This is a genomic window from Pedobacter hiemivivus, from assembly GCF_005144565.1.
Taxonomy (GTDB): Bacteria; Bacteroidota; Bacteroidia; order Sphingobacteriales; family Sphingobacteriaceae; genus Pedobacter; species Pedobacter hiemivivus.
The window spans coordinates 335,161-357,567 of record NZ_SWDX01000003.1; the positions used below are offsets into that span (position 1 = coordinate 335,161).

Below are 22,407 nucleotides of genomic sequence, written 5' to 3' on the forward strand. Positions count from 1 at the left end.
ATTAAGTTTTATGCGGTTCTCATCTTATTATTTATTCTTTTCGGGCACTTTAACGGTTATGGTTCAGAACAAGTTATCCATTTAGATAGCAATCTAAGGGACTGTAACCTAGGCAAGCACATCTCTTATTTTGAGGACAAAAGTGCCCAGCTTACGCTTGATCAGATCCAGATTTTATTAAAAAAAGGGCAATTTAAAAAAGGGCAAACTGAGATCCTAAATTTCGGAAATACGAAATCTGCTTTCTGGATCAAGATAGATTATATCAGCAGTGCCACCAACAGAGATTATTTAGTCTTGGATATTCCTAATATTGACCATATTGATTTTTATACGCACACTGAGACAGGGATAGTATATAGGACTGCCGGTTCAATTGTTCGATCAATACCTGGAGTAATTGCAACCAATAATTACATTTTCGATTTACCTCCCCAAAGCCATACAATAACCAAGTTATGGCTTAAGCTAAAGACCAATAACATACTTATTGTACCTATTAAGATCGTTAGTTCCGATAATTTTATACCTGGAAAATCAATAAAGAACAACCTTCAAATTATATACCTGGGCATATTGCTTACCCTATTGCTATTTAACTTTTTTCTCTATTTCAGTTTAAAAGACAGCACCTACTTATATTACAGTTTATATGTTTTTTCGCTGGGCATTTATATGGTCATGTATTTAAGAGGGTACAGCTATTTATTTGGCCAAGATGCACGAATTTTACTTAACCACTACCCTCATGCTTTCCTCGCCATATCCATTATAGCATCCATACTATTTTCTAAAAAATTCCTAAACCTCAAAAACGTATCTAAATTATTGGTTCATGCCTGTAATTTCCTCCTTTTATGCAGTATTGTAATGTTATGTGCGAGCATTGCCGGATTTAAAAGCATTGCCTCACATATGGCGCAGGTGGTTACTATGGCCGGCGCCGTCATTTTATGGACCTCCGGACTTATTGCTTATAAAAAGGGGCATAAACCTGCAAAATATTACATTTTAGCTTGGTCATTTATCACGGTAACCGTTATTGCAGTCGTATTAAGTCTAGCCGGAGTGCTCACTTATCATGACTACACCTTTGAATTTGTTCCTATAGGTTCTACTATTGAACTGCTGCTACTTGCTTTTGCCCTTGGTGATCGTTACCGGACCATAATAAGAAGCGAACAACAGGTGAGAGATGAGAATTTTTCTTTAATACAAACACAAAATCAACGACTGGAGAAGCTAGTAGAAGAGCGAACCTTGAGGCTTAGTGAAACTATTGCGCAATTGGAGGCTTCGAATGGGGTGAAAAACAAGTTGTTTTCCATCATTGCCCATGACTTGAGAAGTCCTTTTAGTAGCTTAATCAGCATTTTCGCCTTAAAAGACATGGATCTGCTTTCGCTGGATGAGCTTAAAATACTATTGAATGAAAACCGGAAAAATATAGATACCATACACAACACACTCAATAATCTTTTGTATTGGGCACAAAGCCAAATGGAGGGCGTTAAAACCGTTCCGACAGCCTTCAACATCAAACAACTTATTGAAGATCTTGCGCTAGTTTATTCACCACTTATACAATCAAAGGGAATCACCATCAATTTGCATGCAGCCGATCAATCTATGGTATTCGCGGATGAGAATCAGATCCAATTGGTGCTTCGTAACCTCATCGATAATGCCATAAAGTTTACCCCCTCTTCTCACGGAATTGACATTACTTTAAGCCCTCATGAATCTGCTATAAAAATCTGTGTAAACAACACCATTTCTAAAACAAATTCGCTAAATATCGAGAGCATTACCAACCCTGGGGCTTTTGAAGCCACTTATGGCACTGGTCATGAAAAAGGCATAGGTCTGGGACTCCATTTGTGCAGGGAATATATTAAAGGAAATGGAAGTGAATTAAGCGTAAAGCTAAGTGGCAGGTTAGTTTCATTTTGCTTTGAGCTGCCATTGCCTAATCTCCAAAACACTATTGTGGCATAATTATCGTTTATAGTTTGTGACGAAAAAAACAAATACCAACGAATGAAGATCAAACTAATCCTCTTTTTTTTGCTTTGCCATACAGCTATATATGCTCAACCTTTTATATTTCCTGAACTTCCAGCTTCCGGAAAATCGCTGGCATCTCTTACCCCTTCCAATTGGAAAGTAATAGACAGTGTATATGGGGACCTAAATAACGACAACATAAAAGACATGGCCTTTGTAGTTGAATTTTACAGACCAGTGAAGGAGAGCAGAGCTTATGGGGATAACGATACGGAGCTCATAACAGAGGTACAAAAACCCAGAATACTGGCCATTTACTTTAAAAAATCTACTAACGGCGCATACAGACTAGCCACTCAAAACAACAATTTCATGCTAAGATCGGAAGAAGGAGGAGCCATGGGCGATCCCTTACGGCCCATGCACATTCAGGCTAACCAACTTTTATTATCTTTTGAGGGTGGCGGAAACTGGCGCTGGAAATTAAATTATAGCTTTAAATATTTAGATAAAGACTGGCAGTTAGTCCAGGCTAACAATCTTGCCTATCATTCTGGTTCGGGAGAAATGAATGACAAGCGATATGATTTTATAAATAAAACGCGAAAAGTGGTAACTGGAACGATGAACGATAGCACGCTGAAAGACAACATTTTTGATCAGCCATTAACGATAAAAACGCTACGCACTTTTAACAGCTTTAAAAAGCCCTGGACCTGGGAGATTAAAAAGGACGAATTTTTATAAAAAAAAGGGCTGTTAAAAAAATTATTTAACAGCCCTTTTCTAGTTATCACTAATTACTAACGTGAGTAATTAGGTGCTTCTTTAGTAATTGAAATATCGTGTGGATGACTTTCTCTCATCCCTGCAGCAGTGATACGAACAAATTTAGCTTTCTGTAAATCTTCAACTGTAGCTGCACCACAGTAGTGCATTCCGGCTCTTAAACCACCAACATATTGATAAATTACTTCGGCTAATGTTCCTTTGTAAGGTACGCGACCTACAATACCTTCTGGTACCAATTTAGTAACTACGTCAGTCTCATCCTGGAAATAACGATCTTTAGATCCTTGTTGCATCGCTTCTACAGAACCCATACCACGGTAAGATTTAAACTTACGACCTTCGTAAATGATGGTCTCACCTGGTGATTCCTCTACACCTGCAAATAATGAACCTGCCATGATTGCACTTGCACCAGCTGCTAAAGCTTTAACAATATCTCCTGTTTGCTTGATACCACCATCGGCAATAACTGGGATCCCTGTTCCTTCAAGTGCTTTAGCACATTCAAATACAGCATACAACTGAGGTACACCTACCCCTGCTATGATCCTTGTAGTACAGATAGAACCTGGACCAATACCAACTTTAACGGCATCAGCACCAGCAGCTGCCAAAGCAAGTGCGGCATCAGCTGTAGCAATATTACCTGCAATTACCTGCAATTCAGGCCATCTTTCTTTAATGGCTTTCACCATATCAATTACACCTTTAGAATGACCGTGGGCGGTATCTACCGTTACTACGTCAACTCCAGCCTGCACTAGTGCTGCTACACGATCAATATTATCTGCGGCAACACCTACAGCAGCACCAACGCGTAAACGCCCGCGCTCATCTTTACAAGCTTTAGGGTAATTTTTATATTTCTGAATGTCTTTAAAAGTGATCAATCCGGCAAGACGACCTTCTTTATCAATAACAGGCAGTTTTTCAATTTTATAATCCTGTAAAATCTCTTCAGCTTGCAAAAGGGTTGTACCTTCAGCAGCAGTAATCAGATTTTCTTTGGTCATCACTTCAGAAACTTTGCGCTGCATATCTTTCTGGAAACGCAGATCTCTATTGGTAATGATACCTACCAGTTTGTTATCGGCATCGATAACAGGAATTCCACCGATCTTAAAGTCTTTCATGATCTGGAACGCATCAGCAACTTTAGCATTTGCATTTAAAGTAACCGGATCCTGGATCATTCCACTTTCTGAGCGCTTTACTTTTCTTACCTCCTCTGCCTGACGTTCAATGCTCATATTCTTGTGCAGCATACCGATACCACCAGCCTGGGCAATGGCAATAGCCAAACCAGCTTCGGTTACAGTATCCATAGCAGCAGAAACTATAGGAACATTAATACGTATTTTTTTGGTTAAGAAACTTCCGGTATCCACATCGCGTGGCAAAACTTCAGAATAAGCTGGTACTAATAATACGTCATCGTACGTTAGTCCTTCGGCAATAAATTTATTGGGATCGAGTTGCATAGCAAATAATTTAAGAGTTACTATTTGCCGGGCAAAGATACTATTATTGTTGTGATTACGCAACAGTTTCTAGAATATAGTCTGATTGAACCAAAAGATTACAATCAAATTAACTATCCATCTGCCAATGTTAAAGATTGTTAACCTTTTTTGAGCTGTCCTTTTATTTTTTAGCATTATAGTTAAACGCTAATCAAATAAAATGGTCTTCCCTATTCTGAGCCAGCAACACCTTATCAGAAACCAATGTATATAATGACTCCCATTGTTATCAAAAAGATGTAAATTGACCCAATACAAATCTAACTGAAACATGAAGCAGCTTTCCTCTCTCCTCATTTTTATCACCTTCTTTTTTAGTGTAAATGCCCAGACTTTTAAATATGCATTTGTTACTGACACCCACATTGGAACTGCTACTGCTGAAGAGGATTTAAGAAGAACTGTACATGATATCAACAAACAAACTGATCTTGATTTTATAGTCGTTACTGGTGATGTAACCGAAATGGGAACTAAATTAGAGATTAAGCTGGCTAAGAGAATTTTAAGTGGATTAAAAAAACCATATCATGTGATCCCTGGCAATCATGATACAGGATGGTCGGAATCGGGTGGTGTTGATTTTATTAAATCATTTGGCGATGATAAGTTTACGTTTGATCATAATGGCTATCGTTTTATTGCCTGCGCCTCCGGACCATATGTAAGAATGTCTGACGGTCACATTCCCAGAGATGCCGTTGTTTGGTTAGATAAAGTACTAAAAAATACGCCAGCGACCATGCCTCTGGTTTTTATTAACCACTACCCTATTGACAATAGTTTAGACAACTGGTATGAAGCTATAGACAGGATAAAAGATTATAACATTCAATACGCCATATGTGGACATGGCCATTCTAATCAGGCACTTAATTTTGAAGGAGTACCAGGAACCATGGGGCGTTCTAACCTAAGGGCGAAGGATACACTAGGCGGCTATAATATTGTAACTATGCGGGACGACTCAGTATTATTTGCGGTTAAAAAACCTGGAATAACGATAGAAAAGCCATGGAGAAAAATTGCATTGGGAAAATTTAGGGCAACAGGCACAGCTAATGTTGAAAGACCTTCTTACTTGCTAAATACCATTTATCCAGAAGTTACAAAAGTCTGGACTTACCATGCTCCTGCCAATGTGGTGCTTACCCCAGCAACAGACGGCAAGCTGGTCATATTTGGAAACAGCATTGGCGAAGTAGAGGCCTTAAATATAGAAGATGGCAGCAAAAAGTGGACTTTCAAAACAAATGGGGCTATTTATTCTTCAGCAGCAATAGCTGATGATATCGTGGTAATTGGATCAGGAGATGGCCACATTTATGGGCTTAACGTTAATACTGGTCAGCGGATTTGGAAATTGAAGACGGGAGCTGCCGTTTTGGGTTCAGCTATAATTGACCGCGATATAGTTTATATTGGAGGAACCGACCACCACTTCAGGGCCATCAATATCAAGACAGGGAAACAACTATGGGCTTTCAAAGGTGTTGAGGGAACCATTGTTGGCAAACCTTTATTATACGAAGGCAAAGTGGTCTTTGGGTCATGGGGCAGGCATTTATATGCCTTAAATCAACGCAACGGAGCTTTGTTATGGAAATGGAATAATGGTCATGCAAACCGCATGTTTTCGCCAGCAATGTGTACACCTGTAGCGCACAAGGGCATCATTTATGTAGCTACTCCTGACCGGGTGCTGAATGCCATAGATGCCAATACAGGTACTTCTCTGTGGAAAAACAAAGACGCTACTGTAAGGGAATCTATAGGTATATCTGAAGATGGTTCCATGATCTTTGGTAAAACCATGAATAACGACATTGTAGCTTATAAGACGCAAACAACCGATCCGGGCGTAGCCTGGAGATTGAATATGAACTTTGGTTATGAACATGCTCCTTCTATGCTAATTGCAAAAGATAAGCAGGTATTCTTCGGCACAAGAAACGGTGTAGTTTATGCTTTTGATCCTGAATTGCGTAAAACTTTATGGGCACACAAAATCGATAACTCAATGGTTAATACCGTAAATGTATTGAGTAAAAATGCAGTTTTGGTTGCAACAATGGATGGTGTAGTTACTCTACTAAAAATTAAGTAAATAAATTCTTTTCTTTTCGTGATATACGGTATAATTGTATAGACAAATTATCGCCTTCATGAATAAAAGAACCGCACTAATGCTGTGCCTACTTGTAATAGGTACATTTTCATTCGCACAAGAAAAACCAACTAAGCCAAAAACATTTAAGTATGGCAAAATAAGCCTTGAAGAATTTGACACCAAAGTAAGTGGTGTAGATTCTGCAGCTTCCGCTATAGCATTATTTGATGTAGGTAAAGGTTATTTTGAACTCAGCCCTAAAACAGGTGATTTCGTCTACGTTTTTGAACGACATACGCGCTACAAAATCATTAATAAAACTGGGTATGATTATGCCAATCTGGAGCTTCAGTTTTACAAACAAAACACTGACGAAACGAAATTAGACTATATGGAGGCCGCCACCTATAACCTTGAAGGCGGCAAAATAGTGCCTAGTAAATTAAGTAAAGATGCCAAGTTTTCGGAAAAACAGGATAAAAACTATACCCTTAAAAAATTTGCACTCCCAAATGTAAAAGAAGGATCGATTGTTGAATATAAATACAGAATATCTTCTGATTTTATTTTCACACTAAGGTCATGGTATTTCCAAAGAGCCATTCCGACCTTATATTCTGAATATGACATCACCATTCCTGAATATTACAAATACAAAGTAAACGCAGCTGGGTATGTATATTTAAATCCCACAAGAGACATTACCAATCAATCGTTTTTCATTAACGGCCAAGCGATAAACTTACAATCAGTACATCTTCATTATCAGGCAGAAAATATCCCCGGATTAAAACAGGAGAACTACATCACTACCATGGAGGATTATGTGAGCAAGGTAGGTTTTGAGTTGAGTTCGATTACCATTCCTGGTCAAGTATATAGAGAGTTTACCTCGTCATGGCCTAAAATTGTTAAAGGATTAAAAGATGAGGAGAATTTTGGAAGCTTTATTAATAAAAGAGGCCATAGCAAAACCATATTAAAAGACATATTAAAAGGGGAAACGAAGCCTGATACTGTAATGCAGCTTATTTTTGACTATGTCAAAAATAACATCAAATGGAATGATGATTATAATATGTATACTTCGGAAACGAATCCTAAAACTATATTTGAAAAGAAAACAGGAAATACCGCAGATATTAACCTTTGTTTACTTAACCTGCTAACCGAAGCGAATATTACTGCTTCTCCAGTATTATTGAGCACTCGAGGAAATGGAGCACACCCTGGAATGCCTATGCTTACCGAATTTAACAATGTTATTATTCAGGCCGAAATTGGAGATAAAATGATCCTTTTGGATGCTACAGATAAGGACCATACCACTGACCTGATCGCATATAATAACCTGAACCATCAGGGACTTAAAGTAAATCTAAAAGATGAAAATGCAACGTGGATATCTACTGAGGAGAACAGACTGAGTAAAAGAAACATAAATCTAATGCTTACGCTAAGTAAGGAGAACAAACTCAGTGGAAAGCTTTATTTAGCATCTACCCACTATGAGGCCTTAAACCGTAGAGACAAATATCGGTCGGCAACTAATGAAACCGATTTTCTAAAAAGTTATAAAACTGATAAACCAGGACTTGGCATACAAAATTACAAAGTTCAAGATCTTGATAACCTTAATGCTCCGCTGATTGAGACCATGGATGTTATGCTAGAAGATAATGTAGAAGAAGCGGGAAATCTAGCCTATTTCACCCCCTTACTTTTCGAAAGAACTAAAGAGAATCCATTTAAATTGGAGGAAAGAAAGTTCCCTGTTGATTTTGCCTTTCCTACTGAAGAGAACTATCGCATTACAGTTGATTTCCCTAAAGGCTATCAACTTGACAAAACTCCCAAAAATGAAAAAATAATAGTGCCTAATGATGTTGCATCCTTCACATTCATCTTTGCGGCTGAGGAAAACAAAATTATGATCACCAGCAAAATATCTATTAAAAAAGCGACTTTCTCTCCTGAAGAGTATTATGATTTAAAAGAACTTTTTAAAAACATTGTTAGAAAACAGGCCGAACAAATTGTGTTTAAGAAAAGCTAATGAGAAGATCTATACTTTTTATAACCGCCTTGTTTGCTTTTGCAAAGGTTACAGCACAAGGAATCTATGATGTGAGCAAAATTCCAGCAAATTTAACTCATAATGCATCTGTGATTATTAGAAATGAAGAACTAATTTATGAGGTAAAGGACCAGGGAACTGCCGTACAAACTTATAAAACGGCCATGACCATTTTAAATAAAAATGGTGAGAGCTCCTCAAGAATGAGTGAATATTATGATAAATTTTCGAGTATTTCCAATTTAAAAGCTTCACTATATGATGAAAAAGGCAATAAAATAAAAGATTATAAAAATGCGGATTTCAAAGACAAGAGTGCAGTTTCTGATGGTACCCTGTATCAGGATGACAGGATCAAGTACCTTGATTTTTTACATACCAGCTTTCCATATACGATAGAGTTTAGTTACACGGTGGATTATAATGGGATTCTCAATTATCCAACATGGTATCCGGCAAGCACATGGGATATTGCTATAGAAAAATCAAATTATACCTTTAAGATTCCTGAGACCATGACTTTTAAATACATGAAAAGTAAAGGACTAAATACGGATTCGTTAAAGGTAAAAGACAAAATAAACTACAAATGGAACTGCGAAAATATCCCTGCGGCAGAGTTTGAAGCCATGAGTATTGGCTTAAGAAATATTATGCCTTGGGTAAATGTGGCCCCTAATGAGTTTGAATTTGACCACTCGAAAGCCAACATCGAAAACTGGAAAAACCTTGGCTCATGGATTTTCAACCTGAGTAATGGAGGGCAAGTGTTGCCTGAGGTGGCAAAAGCTAAAATCCAATCCTTAGTTAAAGATGCAAAAACGCCCAAAGAAAAAATAAAAATATTGTACAACTATCTGCAATCGAATACCAGGTATGTAGGTGTACAACTGGGCATTGGAGGTTTTAAACCAATTACAGCTGAGAGAGTATCGGCTGTGAATTATAGCGACTGCAAAGGCTTGTCTAACTACATGAAGGCTTTGTTACAGGAAGCAGGCATAAAATCCAACCTTGTTGTTATTGGTAATGGTTTACCTTCTTTAAATAAGAACTATGCCAGTATGAATCAGGCTAACCACATGATCCTTTGCGTTCCTCTTGAAAAAGACACTACCTGGCTGGAATGCACCAGTCCATACACACCTGCAGGTTTTATTGGAAACGACAATTCGAACAGGACTGTTTTATTAGTTACAGAAGAGGGTGGTAAACTGGTTCAAACGCCTACATATACTCCATCTAGTAACCTTCAACATCGCAATGCAAAAGTAATGTTAGATGAAGAAGGTTCTGCAAATATCAATATTGAAACTCAATATAAAAATGCACAGTACGAAGATCATATTGGCCTACTATTGATGGAACCTACGGACCGGAGAAAAAGGGTAATGAACACTTTAAGCATCCCAAATGTGCAGATTGCAACATTGAACATTACTCAACCAGATAAAGACAGCCCTATACTTCATGAACAAATCGAGTTAAAATCTTCGCAATTGCTGACCAAAGGTGGCGATAAGCTATTTTTAACGCTAAATCTGTTAAACAGACAAGAAAATACGGTAACGGCTTTGGAAGCGCGCAAAACCTTTTTCAGCATTAAATATGGCTATAAAGATGAGGATGAGATCATTTACACCATACCAAAAGGATATAAAGTAGAATTTATGCCTAAAGATATTGCTATTGAATCAGAATTTGGAAAGTATACGGCGAAGGTAGTTGCAAAGGATAATACGCTAGTATATACCCGGACACAGCTGATGGTAAATGCGATTTATCCGCCAGAAAAATACAATGATCTTGTTGCCTTTTATAAAAAAATATATCAAGCTGATAAACAAAAAGGTATCCTGGCTAAAATAGATTAGCCAGGATATATTTTATTTCTTACCCACAACAACTTTGGTAAAGCTGTCGGTATTGAGGTATTTATTTGCCAGATTTTTTAAATCTCCAGCAGTAATTGACTTTACTGTTTTAATGTAGTTTTCATAGTAACTGTAGTCCAGTCCAGAGAAATAAACATTCTTAAACTTATCTGCATGGGAGAATGCATTTTCAAGGCTGCCTAACATGGATCCTAACATATAATTTCTGACTAAAGCCAGCTCGCCATCTTGTACCAGATCAGTCTTAAGGATACTGATTTCCTTTTCAATTTCTGCAAGGGTATTGCTGCATACATCTACGCCGACTTCTGTAGCAATAAAGAAATAACCCGCGTCTTTTAAAGAGGCTACTGCTGAACCAATACCGTATGTATAACCTTTATCTTCGCGAATATTAGCCATTAACCTGGAACCAAAATAACCACCTAGCAAACAGTTTAACACTTGAAAACCGGGAAAATCAGGATGATTTCTGGTAATGGCTAGTGCACCCATTCTGATTGCCGATTGAATGGCATCTGGTTTTTCAACAAAAATCTCTCCCTGGTGAATACTCGTAAAACTAAACTTATTGGTTATCGATGGTGCATCGTTATCCCAATCTTTACCTATAATACTATTCAGAATATTAAATTCTGCTTCTTCAAACTTACCAGCTACAAAAACAGTACAGTTTTTAGGTTTATATGCTGCTTTAAAATAATTTAAAAGATCTTCTCTTTTTAAATCATCATAGTGCAAAGGCTGAATATTGGAACCATAAGGTGTTTCGCCAAAGAGTGCATTAGCAAAACTTTTCCTTGCCAGGAAATCATTCTTTTGCAAGCTAACCTGTAGGGATTGCTTTTGATTCTGGATAAAAATAGCCAGTTCCTGCTCAGGAAAGATACTTTCATTTAAAATCGAGCGCAGAATTGGCAACACCGATTGCAAGTGTTTATTTAGTGTATAAAGTTTAATACAAGTTTGATCTGCGCCATACTCTGTTTGGAGGAAAGCACCATAATAATCTACCTTATCGGCAATTTCCTTAGCGCTAAGCGTACTGGTACCATTGTTTATTAAATGGCTGACTGCAATTGCTTCGAGTGGTTTTGAGGCATTCCAATTTACATTTTCAAATATAAATTCTATACGAACAAGCTCTTGTTTACCTGCATTGATGGTAAAAACCGGTATACCATTATCCAGTACTTGTTTTAAAGGTTCAATAAAACTAATTTCATCAACCAGTTTCGATTCTGGGGCTAGTGTACGATTAAGCATCTTGGGCAGTTAAATAGTGTAAAGTTGAGCATTGTTCTTTCTTGAAGGTAGCTTTTGCGGCCTGCTGAATAGCTGCAGGTGTTACAGCAAGATACTTGTTGATTTCAGTATTCAGACCATCAGCATCTCCTAATAATTCATAATATGCAAGGTTCATCGCTTTATCTAGCAAACTCATTTCAGCAAATACCATGATAGATTCTGACTTGTTTTTCACCTTCGTAATCTCCACATCAGTAACCTCGGCTTCAACAAGCTTGTTGAGTTCAGCCCAGATAGCTGCCTCTGCCGTTTCTATGCTAACGCCTTCGACCAACTTACCTTCAATTACAAATAACCCTTCATCGATACTACTAGTGATGTAAGCATGAACATCGCTAAACAACTGCTGATCTTTTAACAGACTGTTATACAATCTGGAAGATTGCCCTTGTGAAAGCACATCCGACATCAGATCGTATGTTTGGTATGCATTATCGTTTCTTGCAGGCATTTTAAAGGCTATATAAATGGCGTTCAAAGGAACATCTGCACGTACCACTTCTCTTCTTTCAGCTGTCTGCACCGGTTCTTGAGGCAGATCCCTAAGATATCTTTCTCCGGCAGGAATTGGGGCAAACCATTTTTCTGCAAGCGCTCTTACATCTTCAGTTTTAACATTTCCGCCCACTACCATTATGGCATTTTTCGGGTTGTAGTGCTTTTGGAAAAATGCCTTAACATCTTCCATTTTAGCATCTTCAATTTGTTTTAAATCCTGACCTATTGTGGCCCAGCGATAAGGATGGGTTGAATAAGCTAAGGGTCTTAGTTTTAACCATACATCACCATAAGGTTGGTTAAGGTAACGCTGTTTAAACTCTTCGCATACCACATTACGCTGAGTCTCCAAGCTCTTTTCGGAAAAAGCTAGGCTCAACATCCGATCGCTCTCCAACCAGAAAGCAGTTTCTATATTTACCGCTGGTAAAGTGATGTAATAGTTCGTAATGTCATTGCTGGTAAAAGCGTTGTTTTCGCCCCCTACCCTTTGCAAAGGTTCATCGTAACTTGGAATGTTTACTGATCCGCCAAACATGAGGTGCTCAAATAAGTGCGCGAAACCTGTTTTGTCTCGCTCTTCGTCTCTGGCGCCAACATCATATAAAATGTTTAACACCGCCATAGGCGTAGTATCATCTTCGTGCACTAAAACACGCAAGCCATTGGCTAATGTAAAACGGTTAAAATCTACCATATATTGAAAATAATTGGGCCAAATATAGGAATAATGGGCAGCCGAAATATCATCCTTTTTAATAAAGGACAAACAAATTATATTGATAAAAACAACTTATGGTATATTTGTGGTATGAATACTGCCGAATTATTACACAGGGCCTTGCATTTCGACTTTTTAACAAAGGAAGAGGGTGTATTTTTATATCATCATGCAGCAACTGCTGAACTGGCTTATGTAGCCAATGAACTGAGAAAAAAACAAGTGCCAAGTGGCAAGGTAACCTGGCAGATAGATAGGAATGTAAATACAACCAATGTATGTATCGCCAACTGTAAATTCTGTAATTTTTTTAGAAGACCTGGTCATGATGAAAGCTACATCACGGATATAGAAACCTATAAACAAAAAATAGAAGAAACATTTAGATTAGGTGGCGATCAGTTGTTGTTACAAGGTGGTCATCATCCAGATCTAGGCCTAAAGTTTTATGCCGATTTATTTAGACGCCTTAAGGAACTATACCCTGATTTAAAACTTCACGCTTTAGGTCCACCCGAAATTGCTCACGTAGCTAAATTGGAAGGACTTTCTCATACTGAAGTCTTATCTGCTTTAAAAGAAGCTGGAATGGATTCGTTGCCTGGTGCTGGTGCCGAGATATTGAATGACAGGGTTAGACGATTGATATCAAAAGGTAAATGTGGTGGAAAGGAATGGCTTGATGTAATGAGAGCTGCTCATCAATTAGATATCACCACATCTGCAACCATGATGTTTGGCCATGTTGAAACCATTGATGAGCGTTTTGAACACCTGGTATGGATAAGAGAAGTGCAGAGTGAAAAACCTGCTGATGCTAAAGGTTTTCTGGCCTTTATACCTTGGCCTTTTCAGGATGATGGTACTTTATTAAAGAGATTAAGGGGTATCAGCAATAATGTTTCTGGTGATGAATACATCAGAATGTTGGCTTTAAGTCGCATTATGCTACCTAACATTAAAAATATACAAGCTTCATGGCTTACCGTTGGTAAAAACGTAGCGGAACTTTGTTTACATGCTGGTGCCAACGATTTTGGTTCTATCATGATCGAAGAAAATGTAGTTTCTGCTGCTGGTGCACCGCATCGTTTTACAGCAAAAGGGATTCAGGATGCGATCAGGGAAGCGGGTTTTGAACCACAGTTACGTGGACAACAATACAACTACCGCGATTTACCGGATCATTTAGAAGAACAGGTAATAAATTATTAAAAACTCTTCCATCAAATTTTATTTAACTATTAGTGCTTTTTTTCTAAAAACAACCAATAGTTAAATTTAATGAAAATAACAATAGTTTAAAAATACTTTAGTATATTTGATTAGTTTAATGTTTAACAAAATCGAATATCGTGAAAAGAATAACAATTGAAGCCGATAGAAAAGGACAAGGACTAAAGTCTACCTACACGCAAAAAAGAGCAGCAGATTTTCTTAAATTCATAAGGAAAGTTCAAAATACAGCAGAAAAAAGAGGGCTTACCGAGGAAATTCTAAGTGAGATATTGAATGGTAAGGACTAAGGGTTTTGTATTAGATACTAATATATTAATTAGTGCTTTCATTATTAGAAGCTCCATTTCTGCTAAAGTTTTAGCGTATTGTATTTACAATGGCATATTGTTATTTTCTGAGGAAACATTCTTTGAATTTGAACGCGTATTATTAAGACCTAAATTTGATAAGTATGTTTCCAAACTAGAAAGAACACAAATACTTTACAGATTTTCTCAAGAAGCGCAGTTCAAGAAAGTTAAATCTGATTTTAAAATTTGTCGCGACAACAATGACAATATGCTTCTTAACCTTGCTACAGACCACAATACATGTTGTATTGTAACTGGCGATCAAGATTTATTAGTTTTAAACCCTTTTGAGAATATTCCAATATTAACACCTATAGAATTTTTAAGCTATTTTAATGACTTTGATGATTCGTTAGTGATTAATGAACCAAAAGTAGCATACACTAGTCCTCGTGAAAAAGAGCTGATCGAACATCCAAAAAGGGCAATTGCCGAAATACCCGAAATCATGAGGTCAATTACAAAACTTCAAGAGGAAGCCGCTAGAAATGGATTAACTCAAGAGATACTCGAGAGACTGCTTAGGGAGGCTGATTAAAAAGGGAAGAGGTCTTTCCCCCTTCCCCACCTTAAACTTAAACAAACTATAATTTAAATCCTGTTCTCAAGAATAAGTTAGCAATCGCAACAACTTCAGCTTTTGATAATGTTTCATCAAAACTTTCCACTGCCGCTGCTTTAGTTACACCGGTTGCAATACCTGTAATGGTAATCCCTGCCTGTACATCATTATTTTCACGCGCATAAACAGCATCTACCTGCGTAACGCCAGTATCATTTGAGATACCACCAGGCCCTAAACTAATCCATGGTTTTAAACCTGTTGCACCATTTGCTGCAAGCATTTGACGAATATGCGACGCATGGCGCGCTTCTACAGAGTGAATTTGCAAAGCAGTTGTCAATACTGCATTCCCTTTCAGTAAGGTAGCCTGACCTTTATAAGCCCTAACTCCCGTATCTTCAAATCCCAATGCTACTTTTAAAAAGGTAACGTAATCTGTATATACACCAGTAAATATCCCTCCAGCAGTAAAATCAGTCATTGCGTAAGTGATTTCAGCTCTTGCTCCAGCACCCAATGCACCTTTTAGTAACTTTACATGCGCATCTTCATGGTTACGAATGGTAGTAATTGCTGCTGTTGGTGCACCTGCCGGAACTAATGTTGGAGCGGCAACCAGCGCATGATTATAATAATGATACTCCAAATACTCTAATGCTAAAGCAAAGTTCAAAACATCTGTAACGGTGCTTGGGGTAGTTTGCCCATAAGCTTTCTGAAACATAGATCCCATTGCCAACGGTAAGGCAGCTAAAGAGATTTTTTTACCCATGTTAAAAAAATCCTTCATGGCAGCCCTTCTTGGATTTAAACGCTCATAAATCTCTCCATCAACCTTTTCAATTTCCTCTAATATATTTACGATATTCATGATTTCTGATTTTAAGGTTAAAGATTAATTACGTTAATTTTCGTTTTGATGTATTTTCCGGCTATTCCAAGCACTTTATCAGGTGCTAGAGCTCCGTCTAGCCCACCAGCGTCATTTGAACCAAGTGCGGTTAGACTGGTTAAATCGGCAAAACTTCCGTTCGAAATTAGATCCCTTATGTATGCAGCATGACGAGCTTCGACCGAAACAATCTGTCCAGCTAAAATTAAATAGGTATCACTTTTTAGTCGCACACCAGCACCATTGTAAGCGGCAACCCCTAAATCTTCAAAAGCTTTGGCGGCCCCCAGAACGCTCAAGCGATCGGTAAAGTTTATACTCGAAAAATCGACTTCTAAACCAGTAATAGCTGCAGGTCCTAGTGCTTTCTTAAAAAATTCTCTATGTGCAATTTCATGAAATTGAATGTCCTGGAAATAGGTTTTTTCTGCGGCACTAAATGTAGAGGGTGGATTGGAGGCTACCTGGATATAAAAGGCAGCTTCCAATTGTTCCAAAGCATAGGCATAGTTTAACACCCCGAAATCATCCTTAAAATCTAAAGTTACACCCGTAGGCATCATGTCATCATCCTGATACTTTTTTTTGCAGCCAGCTGCAATTAAAGCAATTCCTGCTGCTCCGGCTCCTGCATATTGCAAAAAGGAACGACGTTGCAAGCGGGCATTAAATATATTGCTTTCTTCTTGCAACACATCAAGCTGTTCATTTTTCTGTAAGTTTTTCATAGTCTTTAGTTTTTCAGTAACTATGACCTTGCCGTCGCATGATTCATAATCGTTAAATTATTGGTTTTCAGTAAGACGTTTTACAGATTCACTTACGAAAGAAGGAGACTAGCGGTTTTCAGTCCGGCTTATATTTATTAAAAGCGCCCTGTTGTGCCATTTTTTTAATAAATTCACACTATTAAATTAAAGCCGTGCTAAATACTATTATTGTAGACGATGAGGAATTTGCCCGTTCTTCATTATACTTTCTTTTACAGGAGAATTGCGAAAGCATCCACATATCCGGAATTGCTAAGTCCGTAGTCGAAGCACGCCTTCTACTTTCGCAGCATACTATTGATTTGATTTTTCTTGATATCGCGATGCCCGGAGAAAATGGTTTCGAACTAATCCCCTATGCACAATCAAGTAAAGCTCATGTTATTTTTACAACAGCATACGATCAATATGCCTTAAAAGCAATTAAAGCAAATGCGCTCGATTATCTATTAAAACCTATCGATATCGATGAATTGAAAGTTGCTGTTGATAAAGCTGCGAAGTTTATTGCCTTAAACAAAAACGACAACAGTCGTGCAGAGAGTATGCAAAATCTTGCCGCAAGCCTTTCAGAAAGAAATGAGATTCGTAAAATCAGTTTGCCAAATGGTCAAGGCTATAGCCTCGTAAATATTGACGATATTATTCATATTGCTGCAGATAGTAATTATTCTATTTTTTACTTATCAAACAAGGACAAAATCACTGTTTCCAAAGTGCTAAAAGAATATGAAGAAATATTACCTGACAACCAATTTATAAGGATCCATAAATCGAGTATTGTAAATTTGAATTATGTAAAAGAATACAATTCAAAAAATGGGCTTGAAGTCATCCTTAAGAATGGAGAAAAAATTGCAGTATCAAGAAGACGCGCAAGTGATTTCCTTGACAAAATTAAATCATATACTAGTTTTGACAGCGATAAATAAACAGCTAAACTTAACAGGAAGATTTGTATTCCTTATGATTCTGTTGTTGACCATCAGCTCCAACAGCTATTCACAAACCACAAATCTACAACACTTTAGCACCAAAAACGGACTACCAAGCAACAATTGTTATTATACATTACAGGATTCTAAAGGCTATATCTGGGTAGCTACAGATGCTGGTGTAAGTAGGTTTGACGGCAAAATATTTGAGAATTTCTCTATTGATGATGGATTACCCGATAATCAGATCTTGCAACTAAAAGAAGACAAAAGCGGCAGAATCTGGTTTTTAGCACTAAATGGACAGCTAAGCTATTTTTTTAATGGTAAAATATACAACGAAACCAATGAAAAACTACTTAAACTGCTAAAATTTAACGCAGTAATTGTCTCTTTCTTTGAAGACAGTAAAGGAAGAATATGGTTTGGCACGAATAAAAATATATTGGTGATGTGGGACGGAAAAACAATTATGAAATTTATTTCTGCCGATCTGCAACACCCATATGTAAGTACATTTATACATGAAGATAAATTGGGAACGATATGGGCTTTTAGCAACGAATGTGTCCGTATTTTCAACAACAAGACTTTCAAGATTTCATCACATGGCACGCTCCCCCTATCTTACAAAACCATATTAAACCTGCCCAATAAAACATTGGGCTATCTTGATAAAAAAGGACTTAACATAAGAAATGGTGACAACCAACGGCTCTTGTTAAAGATTGATACTGCCCTATTGAATAATGATCCCGGCTATTTTTTTCTAAATAAAAAGGATGATTTATGGCTCAGTAATAGTAATGGTATTTATCATGTAGAACCTTCAGGAAAAACAACGCAGTATCTAAAAAACATATCATCTAGTCAGATCATCAAAGACGCAAAAAATAATATGTGGTTTACTACCACCAGCGGCATCTATATGCTTCCCCAGAAAGCCGAACGCCTCTATGTTGTCAATAAAACAAATGGTTTAGGTAGTGATCTGGTAAAAAGTATAGTTAAAGATAATCACGACAAGTTATGGTTAGGGATGGATGAAGGAAATATTAACATTCTTGATTTAAACACCTTTAAGACCTCAGAGATCCAGTTAAAGGATAAAAAAAGATATAATGTTATAAAGCACTTGCTTTATGATACCCTTAAACAAACGATGTACTTCGCCTCGGATTATGGTCTTGGAAGAATCAACAACATTTATAACACCCGTAATATCGATTACCTAAAAGAAACAAACAATAGGATGTTTGTAATTAAAAGCTTGAGTTTAGGTAATGACCGGACGTTGGCAATTGCGCTCTCCTCTGGAGTATATATTTTACCTTACCAGGTTAATAAACTAGAGTTTACATTGTCGCATTTTAAACAGGGCGCAGATTTTTTTACCAATAGAGCTTACCGTGTGTTTTATGACAAGGAGCAGAACCTATGGTTTTCTAACATCACCGGTCTATCAGAATACTCAAAAGGCATTTTATATAATTACTTCGGAGAGAATTTACTCCTCACAAAAAGGATTAATGATATTCAGAAATTAGATGACGGGACTATTGTTTTAGCCACTGATGGTTATGGGATTATATTCCTTAAAAATAAAAAAGTTATTAAAGTAATTACCAGAAAAGATGGGCTTGCCAACAATATCTGCAAACGCCTATTTGTAAAGGACAATTATATATGGATCATTACCAATAATGGCATTAACAGGATTGCTCTAAGCGATAAACAGCTATCGGTAGAATCGTTTGAATATACCAATACCTTGCTGGCCGATGATATAAATGATTTATTTATTGATGACCACTACGCATATTTCGCAACCAACAATGGCCTTATCTACTTCCCTTACCATAAGGAAAATGCCCAGCATGAAGCGCCAAAGGTTTTAATATCTTCTATAGTAAATAATAAAACTAAGCTAGCACTTAATACTGCGATGCATACCCTAGCCCCATCCAACAATAGCATCACCTTTACCTACAGCGTAATTGACTTTCAAAATAAAAGCATCACTTATCGCTATCGACTAAAAACAGAGGCCAATTGGACAGAAACTAAGAGTCGACGACTCGAATTCCCCTCATTAGAGCCTGGAGATTACACATTTGAGATCAGTGCGAAATCAAACAATAGCAACTGGAGCACGCCTACCAGAATTAACTTCTCCTTGAAAAAACACTTTTGGCAAACAAATTTATTTTTGGTTGGCATTTTTCTATTGGCCGGCTTTGCTTTTTACAAGGTAGCAGTAGTAGTTACAAAGATTCAGAAGAACAAGGAACAACAACAATTGCTTTTAAAAAATAAAATCTTAATGCTCGAACAACGTGCATTACAGGCGATGATGAATCCCCATTTTGTTTTTAATGTAATGAACTCCATTCAGCATTATATCAATACAAAAGATACCAATTCGGCAAATAAGATCTTAACAGGCTTTGCTAAGCTAATTAGAAAGAACCTGGAGATCTGTACAAAAAGCTTCATCAGTCTGGATGAGGAACTCGAATACCTTGAATTATACCTTAGTCTGGAGAAAAAAAGATTTGGTGAAAAGTTTAAATACCACATTCACGTAAATAACGCAATTGATAAAGAAGAGACTTTAATACCATCGATGATCCTTCAGCCCTATATAGAAAATGCGATATGGCATGGGTTAATGCCTAAAGAAGATGGTGGTAAACTTGATATACGCATCGAACTAAAGGGTGAGGAGCACCTGGTCATCGAAATCATTGACGATGGCGTTGGTATCGATAATTCTTTGAAAAGTAAAAAAGGTCATCATATCAGTAAAGGTATGAGCCTTACCCGCGAACGCATCAACCTTTTAAATCAAGTTGAGCCAAATCCGATACAGATAGACATTAAACAAAACGGTATTTCGGGTACTTTTGTATCCATTTTGATCCCATTAAACAGCTAATTTACCGTTTACTCAATTATCTATACCACTTACTAAGTTTACATTAATCATTATAAAATTAGCATTAAACTTGTTATAGATATTAAAACAAACAGAAGTTTGTAAAAAGCGTTCTTATAGGATTGATCAAAGATATTTTTACCTAACCTAAAACTATATCTCAATTCAGGTTTCATTTGTGTGTTAAAAAATGGTAAAGTTCATAGCTTTACCATTTTTTTTTACCTTATATCGCAGCTTATCTTTTTCGATTATTTTATAAAAAATTCTTTGCAGAATTCCTTTTTGTCTTACTTTTGAGGAGCTAAAAATTTAAAAAAAACATCGTTCTTTTGATTTAAAAAGATTTTTAGTAAATTTAACTTATCAAATAAAAACCTTACGGAATTATATTTTTTGTAATGAAAACTCCAAAAAAACCAATTAACAAAAGCAAAGCAGAAGATCCAGAAAATGATCTGGACGATTCGTATGAAGAAACAACTAAAAAGAAATCATACGACGATGATGAAGATGACGACCTCGACATGCCATTAGATGATCTGGACAACTTTGATAGTTTTGGTTCGGATGATGATGATGACGACACCTATTAACAGGTAAACAATAATTATTGATAAAGCATCCCTCTAAAGGGATGCTTTTTATTTTAATTCCATTAGGAAAAATGCAAATAACCACCGTATCCGGAAAGCGTTCCAGAAAAGATTTTTTAGCCACTGCCCGTTTTATATATCAAGATGACAAGAATTGGATCTGCCCACTGGATCAGGATATTGAAAATATATTTGACAATAATAAAAACCCATTTTTCCAACATGGGAAATGTACCAGGTGGCTACTGCAGGACGACAATGGAAATTATATAGGAAGAATTGCAGCCTTTATAAATGATAAAAAAGCATACCAATACGAACAACCCACCGGAGGCATGGGCTTTTTTGAATGCATAAACGATAAAGGAGCGGCTTTTTTACTTTTCGACACGGCCAAATCCTGGTTACAAGAGCAAGGAATGAAGGCCATGGATGGTCCTATCAATTTTGGAGAGAATGATTCTTTCTGGGGATTGCTTGTAGAAGGCTTTACGCAGCCCTCATATGGCATGAATTACCATCACCCCTACTACCATAGCTTTTTTACTGATTATGGCTTTAAAACAGAGTATCAACAAATCACCAATCATTTAGCGGTAAGAAATCCCTTTCCGGAGCGATTTACTAAAATTGCCAATTGGGTAGCTAATAAACCAGGATATACTTTTGAGCATTTCTCAAAAAAGAATGCAGCAAAATATGTGGCAGATCTGATGGAAGTTTACAACGATGCCTGGAAAGACTTTGAAAATTTTGTACCTATTAAAAAAGAGACGCTGGAAGAGAGCTTTGAAAAGATGCAGACCATCATGGATGAAAAACTAATTTGGTTTGCTTACATCAACGGAGAACCAACTTCATTTGTCGTTATTATTCCCGATGCCAACCAGATGATCAAAGGATTTAACGGAAAATTAGGACTGATAGAAAAACTTAAATTTGTATACCGACGCTGGAAAGGTGTAAACAGAATGCGGGCTATCGTGATGGGTACCAAATCTGCTTATCAAAAGCATGGCTTAGAATCAGCCTTATTTATTAAACTTAAAGAATATGTTTTGCCAATGAATCAGTATGATGAACTCGAACTTTCCTGGGTTGGTGATTTCAATGATAAGATGCTTTCTATTCATCAAGCAACAGGTGCCACTTTTGGAAAGCGACACCTGACTATGCGTAAGATCTTTTAGA

The 22,407-nt window shown here is 37.1% G+C and carries 17 protein-coding genes; 12 read left to right on the forward strand and 5 right to left on the reverse strand.

Translation table 11 applies throughout. The features are described from left to right. The first annotated feature begins 120 nt into the window (after nt 1–120). Together FBD94_RS08600 and FBD94_RS08605 are read left to right on the forward strand one after the other, a co-directional pair. Complete coding sequence (locus FBD94_RS08600; protein ID WP_262710987.1) at nt 121–1,998, forward strand: sensor histidine kinase; 1,878 nt, start codon at nt 121–123, stop codon at nt 1,996–1,998. A 42-nt stretch (nt 1,999–2,040) separates the two neighbouring features. After that, nucleotides 2,041–2,754, forward strand: coding sequence for a hypothetical protein (locus FBD94_RS08605; RefSeq protein ID WP_131611931.1), 714 nt, complete (start codon nt 2,041–2,043; stop codon nt 2,752–2,754). Nucleotides 2,755–2,810: 56 nt separating this feature from the next. Here FBD94_RS08605 and guaB read toward each other — a convergent pair whose 3' ends face one another. Continuing rightward, nucleotides 2,811–4,280 carry an IMP dehydrogenase gene (guaB, locus tag FBD94_RS08610; protein WP_131611933.1) on the reverse strand — a complete coding sequence of 490 codons (1,470 nt, stop codon included), beginning with the start codon at nt 4,278–4,280 and terminating at the stop codon, nt 2,811–2,813. Between the two features lie 313 nt (nt 4,281–4,593). On the opposite strand from guaB, the gene FBD94_RS08615 reads away from it, so the two are divergent. Genes FBD94_RS08615 through FBD94_RS08625 form a run of 3 tightly spaced genes read left to right on the forward strand, consistent with a single transcriptional unit; the run spans nt 4,594 to nt 10,383 of the window. Further along, nucleotides 4,594–6,429: an outer membrane protein assembly factor BamB family protein gene (locus FBD94_RS08615; RefSeq protein ID WP_131611935.1), complete on the forward strand. Its 1,836-nt coding sequence runs from the start codon at nt 4,594–4,596 to the stop codon at nt 6,427–6,429. Between the two features lie 58 nt (nt 6,430–6,487). Beyond that, complete coding sequence (locus tag FBD94_RS08620; RefSeq protein ID WP_131611937.1) at nt 6,488–8,488, forward strand: DUF3857 domain-containing protein; 2,001 nt, start codon at nt 6,488–6,490, stop codon at nt 8,486–8,488. Further along, nucleotides 8,488–10,383, forward strand: coding sequence for a DUF3857 domain-containing protein (locus FBD94_RS08625; protein WP_136879909.1), 1,896 nt, complete (start codon nt 8,488–8,490; stop codon nt 10,381–10,383). Before FBD94_RS08620 ends, FBD94_RS08625 begins: the two co-directional genes overlap by 1 nt. A 12-nt stretch (nt 10,384–10,395) precedes the next feature. Here FBD94_RS08625 and FBD94_RS08630 read toward each other — a convergent pair whose 3' ends face one another. Together FBD94_RS08630 and FBD94_RS08635 are read right to left on the reverse strand one after the other, a co-directional pair. Next, the gene (locus FBD94_RS08630) at nt 10,396–11,670 is read right to left on the reverse strand and encodes a M16 family metallopeptidase (RefSeq protein WP_136879910.1); all 1,275 of its coding nucleotides are present in this window, start codon (nt 11,668–11,670) and stop codon (nt 10,396–10,398) included. Further along, nucleotides 11,663–12,907, reverse strand: a complete 1,245-nt coding sequence (locus FBD94_RS08635) for a M16 family metallopeptidase (protein WP_131611944.1) — start codon at nt 12,905–12,907, stop codon at nt 11,663–11,665. The genes FBD94_RS08630 and FBD94_RS08635 overlap by 8 nt, the downstream gene beginning before the upstream one ends. Before the next feature lie 114 nt (nt 12,908–13,021). On the opposite strand from FBD94_RS08635, the gene mqnC reads away from it, so the two are divergent. The 3 genes from mqnC to FBD94_RS08645 all read left to right on the forward strand — a co-directional run bounded on the left by mqnC (nt 13,022) and on the right by FBD94_RS08645 (nt 15,058). Further along, the gene (gene mqnC, locus FBD94_RS08640) at nt 13,022–14,146 is read left to right on the forward strand and encodes a cyclic dehypoxanthinyl futalosine synthase (protein WP_131611960.1); all 1,125 of its coding nucleotides are present in this window, start codon (nt 13,022–13,024) and stop codon (nt 14,144–14,146) included. Nucleotides 14,147–14,286: 140 nt separating this feature from the next. Next, nucleotides 14,287–14,457 (forward strand): hypothetical protein, encoded by a 171-nt coding sequence (locus FBD94_RS25910; RefSeq protein WP_169472254.1) that lies wholly within the window; start codon nt 14,287–14,289, stop codon nt 14,455–14,457. Then, complete coding sequence (locus FBD94_RS08645; protein WP_136879911.1) at nt 14,444–15,058, forward strand: putative toxin-antitoxin system toxin component, PIN family; 615 nt, start codon at nt 14,444–14,446, stop codon at nt 15,056–15,058. The genes FBD94_RS25910 and FBD94_RS08645 overlap by 14 nt, the downstream gene beginning before the upstream one ends. 46 nt (nt 15,059–15,104) lie before the next feature. Here the strand turns inward: FBD94_RS08645 and FBD94_RS08650 are convergent, their stop codons facing one another. Both FBD94_RS08650 and FBD94_RS08655 read right to left on the reverse strand, forming a co-directional pair. After that, nucleotides 15,105–15,956 carry a ferritin-like domain-containing protein gene (locus tag FBD94_RS08650; RefSeq protein ID WP_136879912.1) on the reverse strand — a complete coding sequence of 284 codons (852 nt, stop codon included), beginning with the start codon at nt 15,954–15,956 and terminating at the stop codon, nt 15,105–15,107. Between the two features lie 17 nt (nt 15,957–15,973). Next, nucleotides 15,974–16,705 carry a ferritin-like domain-containing protein gene (locus FBD94_RS08655; RefSeq protein WP_136879913.1) on the reverse strand — a complete coding sequence of 244 codons (732 nt, stop codon included), beginning with the start codon at nt 16,703–16,705 and terminating at the stop codon, nt 15,974–15,976. 194 nt (nt 16,706–16,899) lie between these two features. Here FBD94_RS08655 and FBD94_RS08660 point away from each other — a divergent pair, with 194 nt between their 5' ends. The 4 genes from FBD94_RS08660 (at nt 16,900) to FBD94_RS08675 (ending at nt 22,406) form a co-directional block, all read left to right on the forward strand. Continuing rightward, nucleotides 16,900–17,679: a LytR/AlgR family response regulator transcription factor gene (locus FBD94_RS08660; protein WP_136879914.1), complete on the forward strand. Its 780-nt coding sequence runs from the start codon at nt 16,900–16,902 to the stop codon at nt 17,677–17,679. Then, the gene (locus FBD94_RS08665; RefSeq protein WP_235884412.1) at nt 17,663–20,620 is read left to right on the forward strand and encodes a ligand-binding sensor domain-containing protein; all 2,958 of its coding nucleotides are present in this window, start codon (nt 17,663–17,665) and stop codon (nt 20,618–20,620) included. Before FBD94_RS08660 ends, FBD94_RS08665 begins: the two co-directional genes overlap by 17 nt. A 401-nt stretch (nt 20,621–21,021) precedes the next feature. Further along, nucleotides 21,022–21,216: a hypothetical protein gene (locus FBD94_RS08670; protein ID WP_090786207.1), complete on the forward strand. Its 195-nt coding sequence runs from the start codon at nt 21,022–21,024 to the stop codon at nt 21,214–21,216. Nucleotides 21,217–21,257: 41 nt separating this feature from the next. Beyond that, nucleotides 21,258–22,406: a GNAT family N-acetyltransferase gene (locus FBD94_RS08675; protein WP_394347784.1), complete on the forward strand. Its 1,149-nt coding sequence runs from the start codon at nt 21,258–21,260 to the stop codon at nt 22,404–22,406. The last annotated feature ends 1 nt before the right edge of the window (nt 22,407 follow it).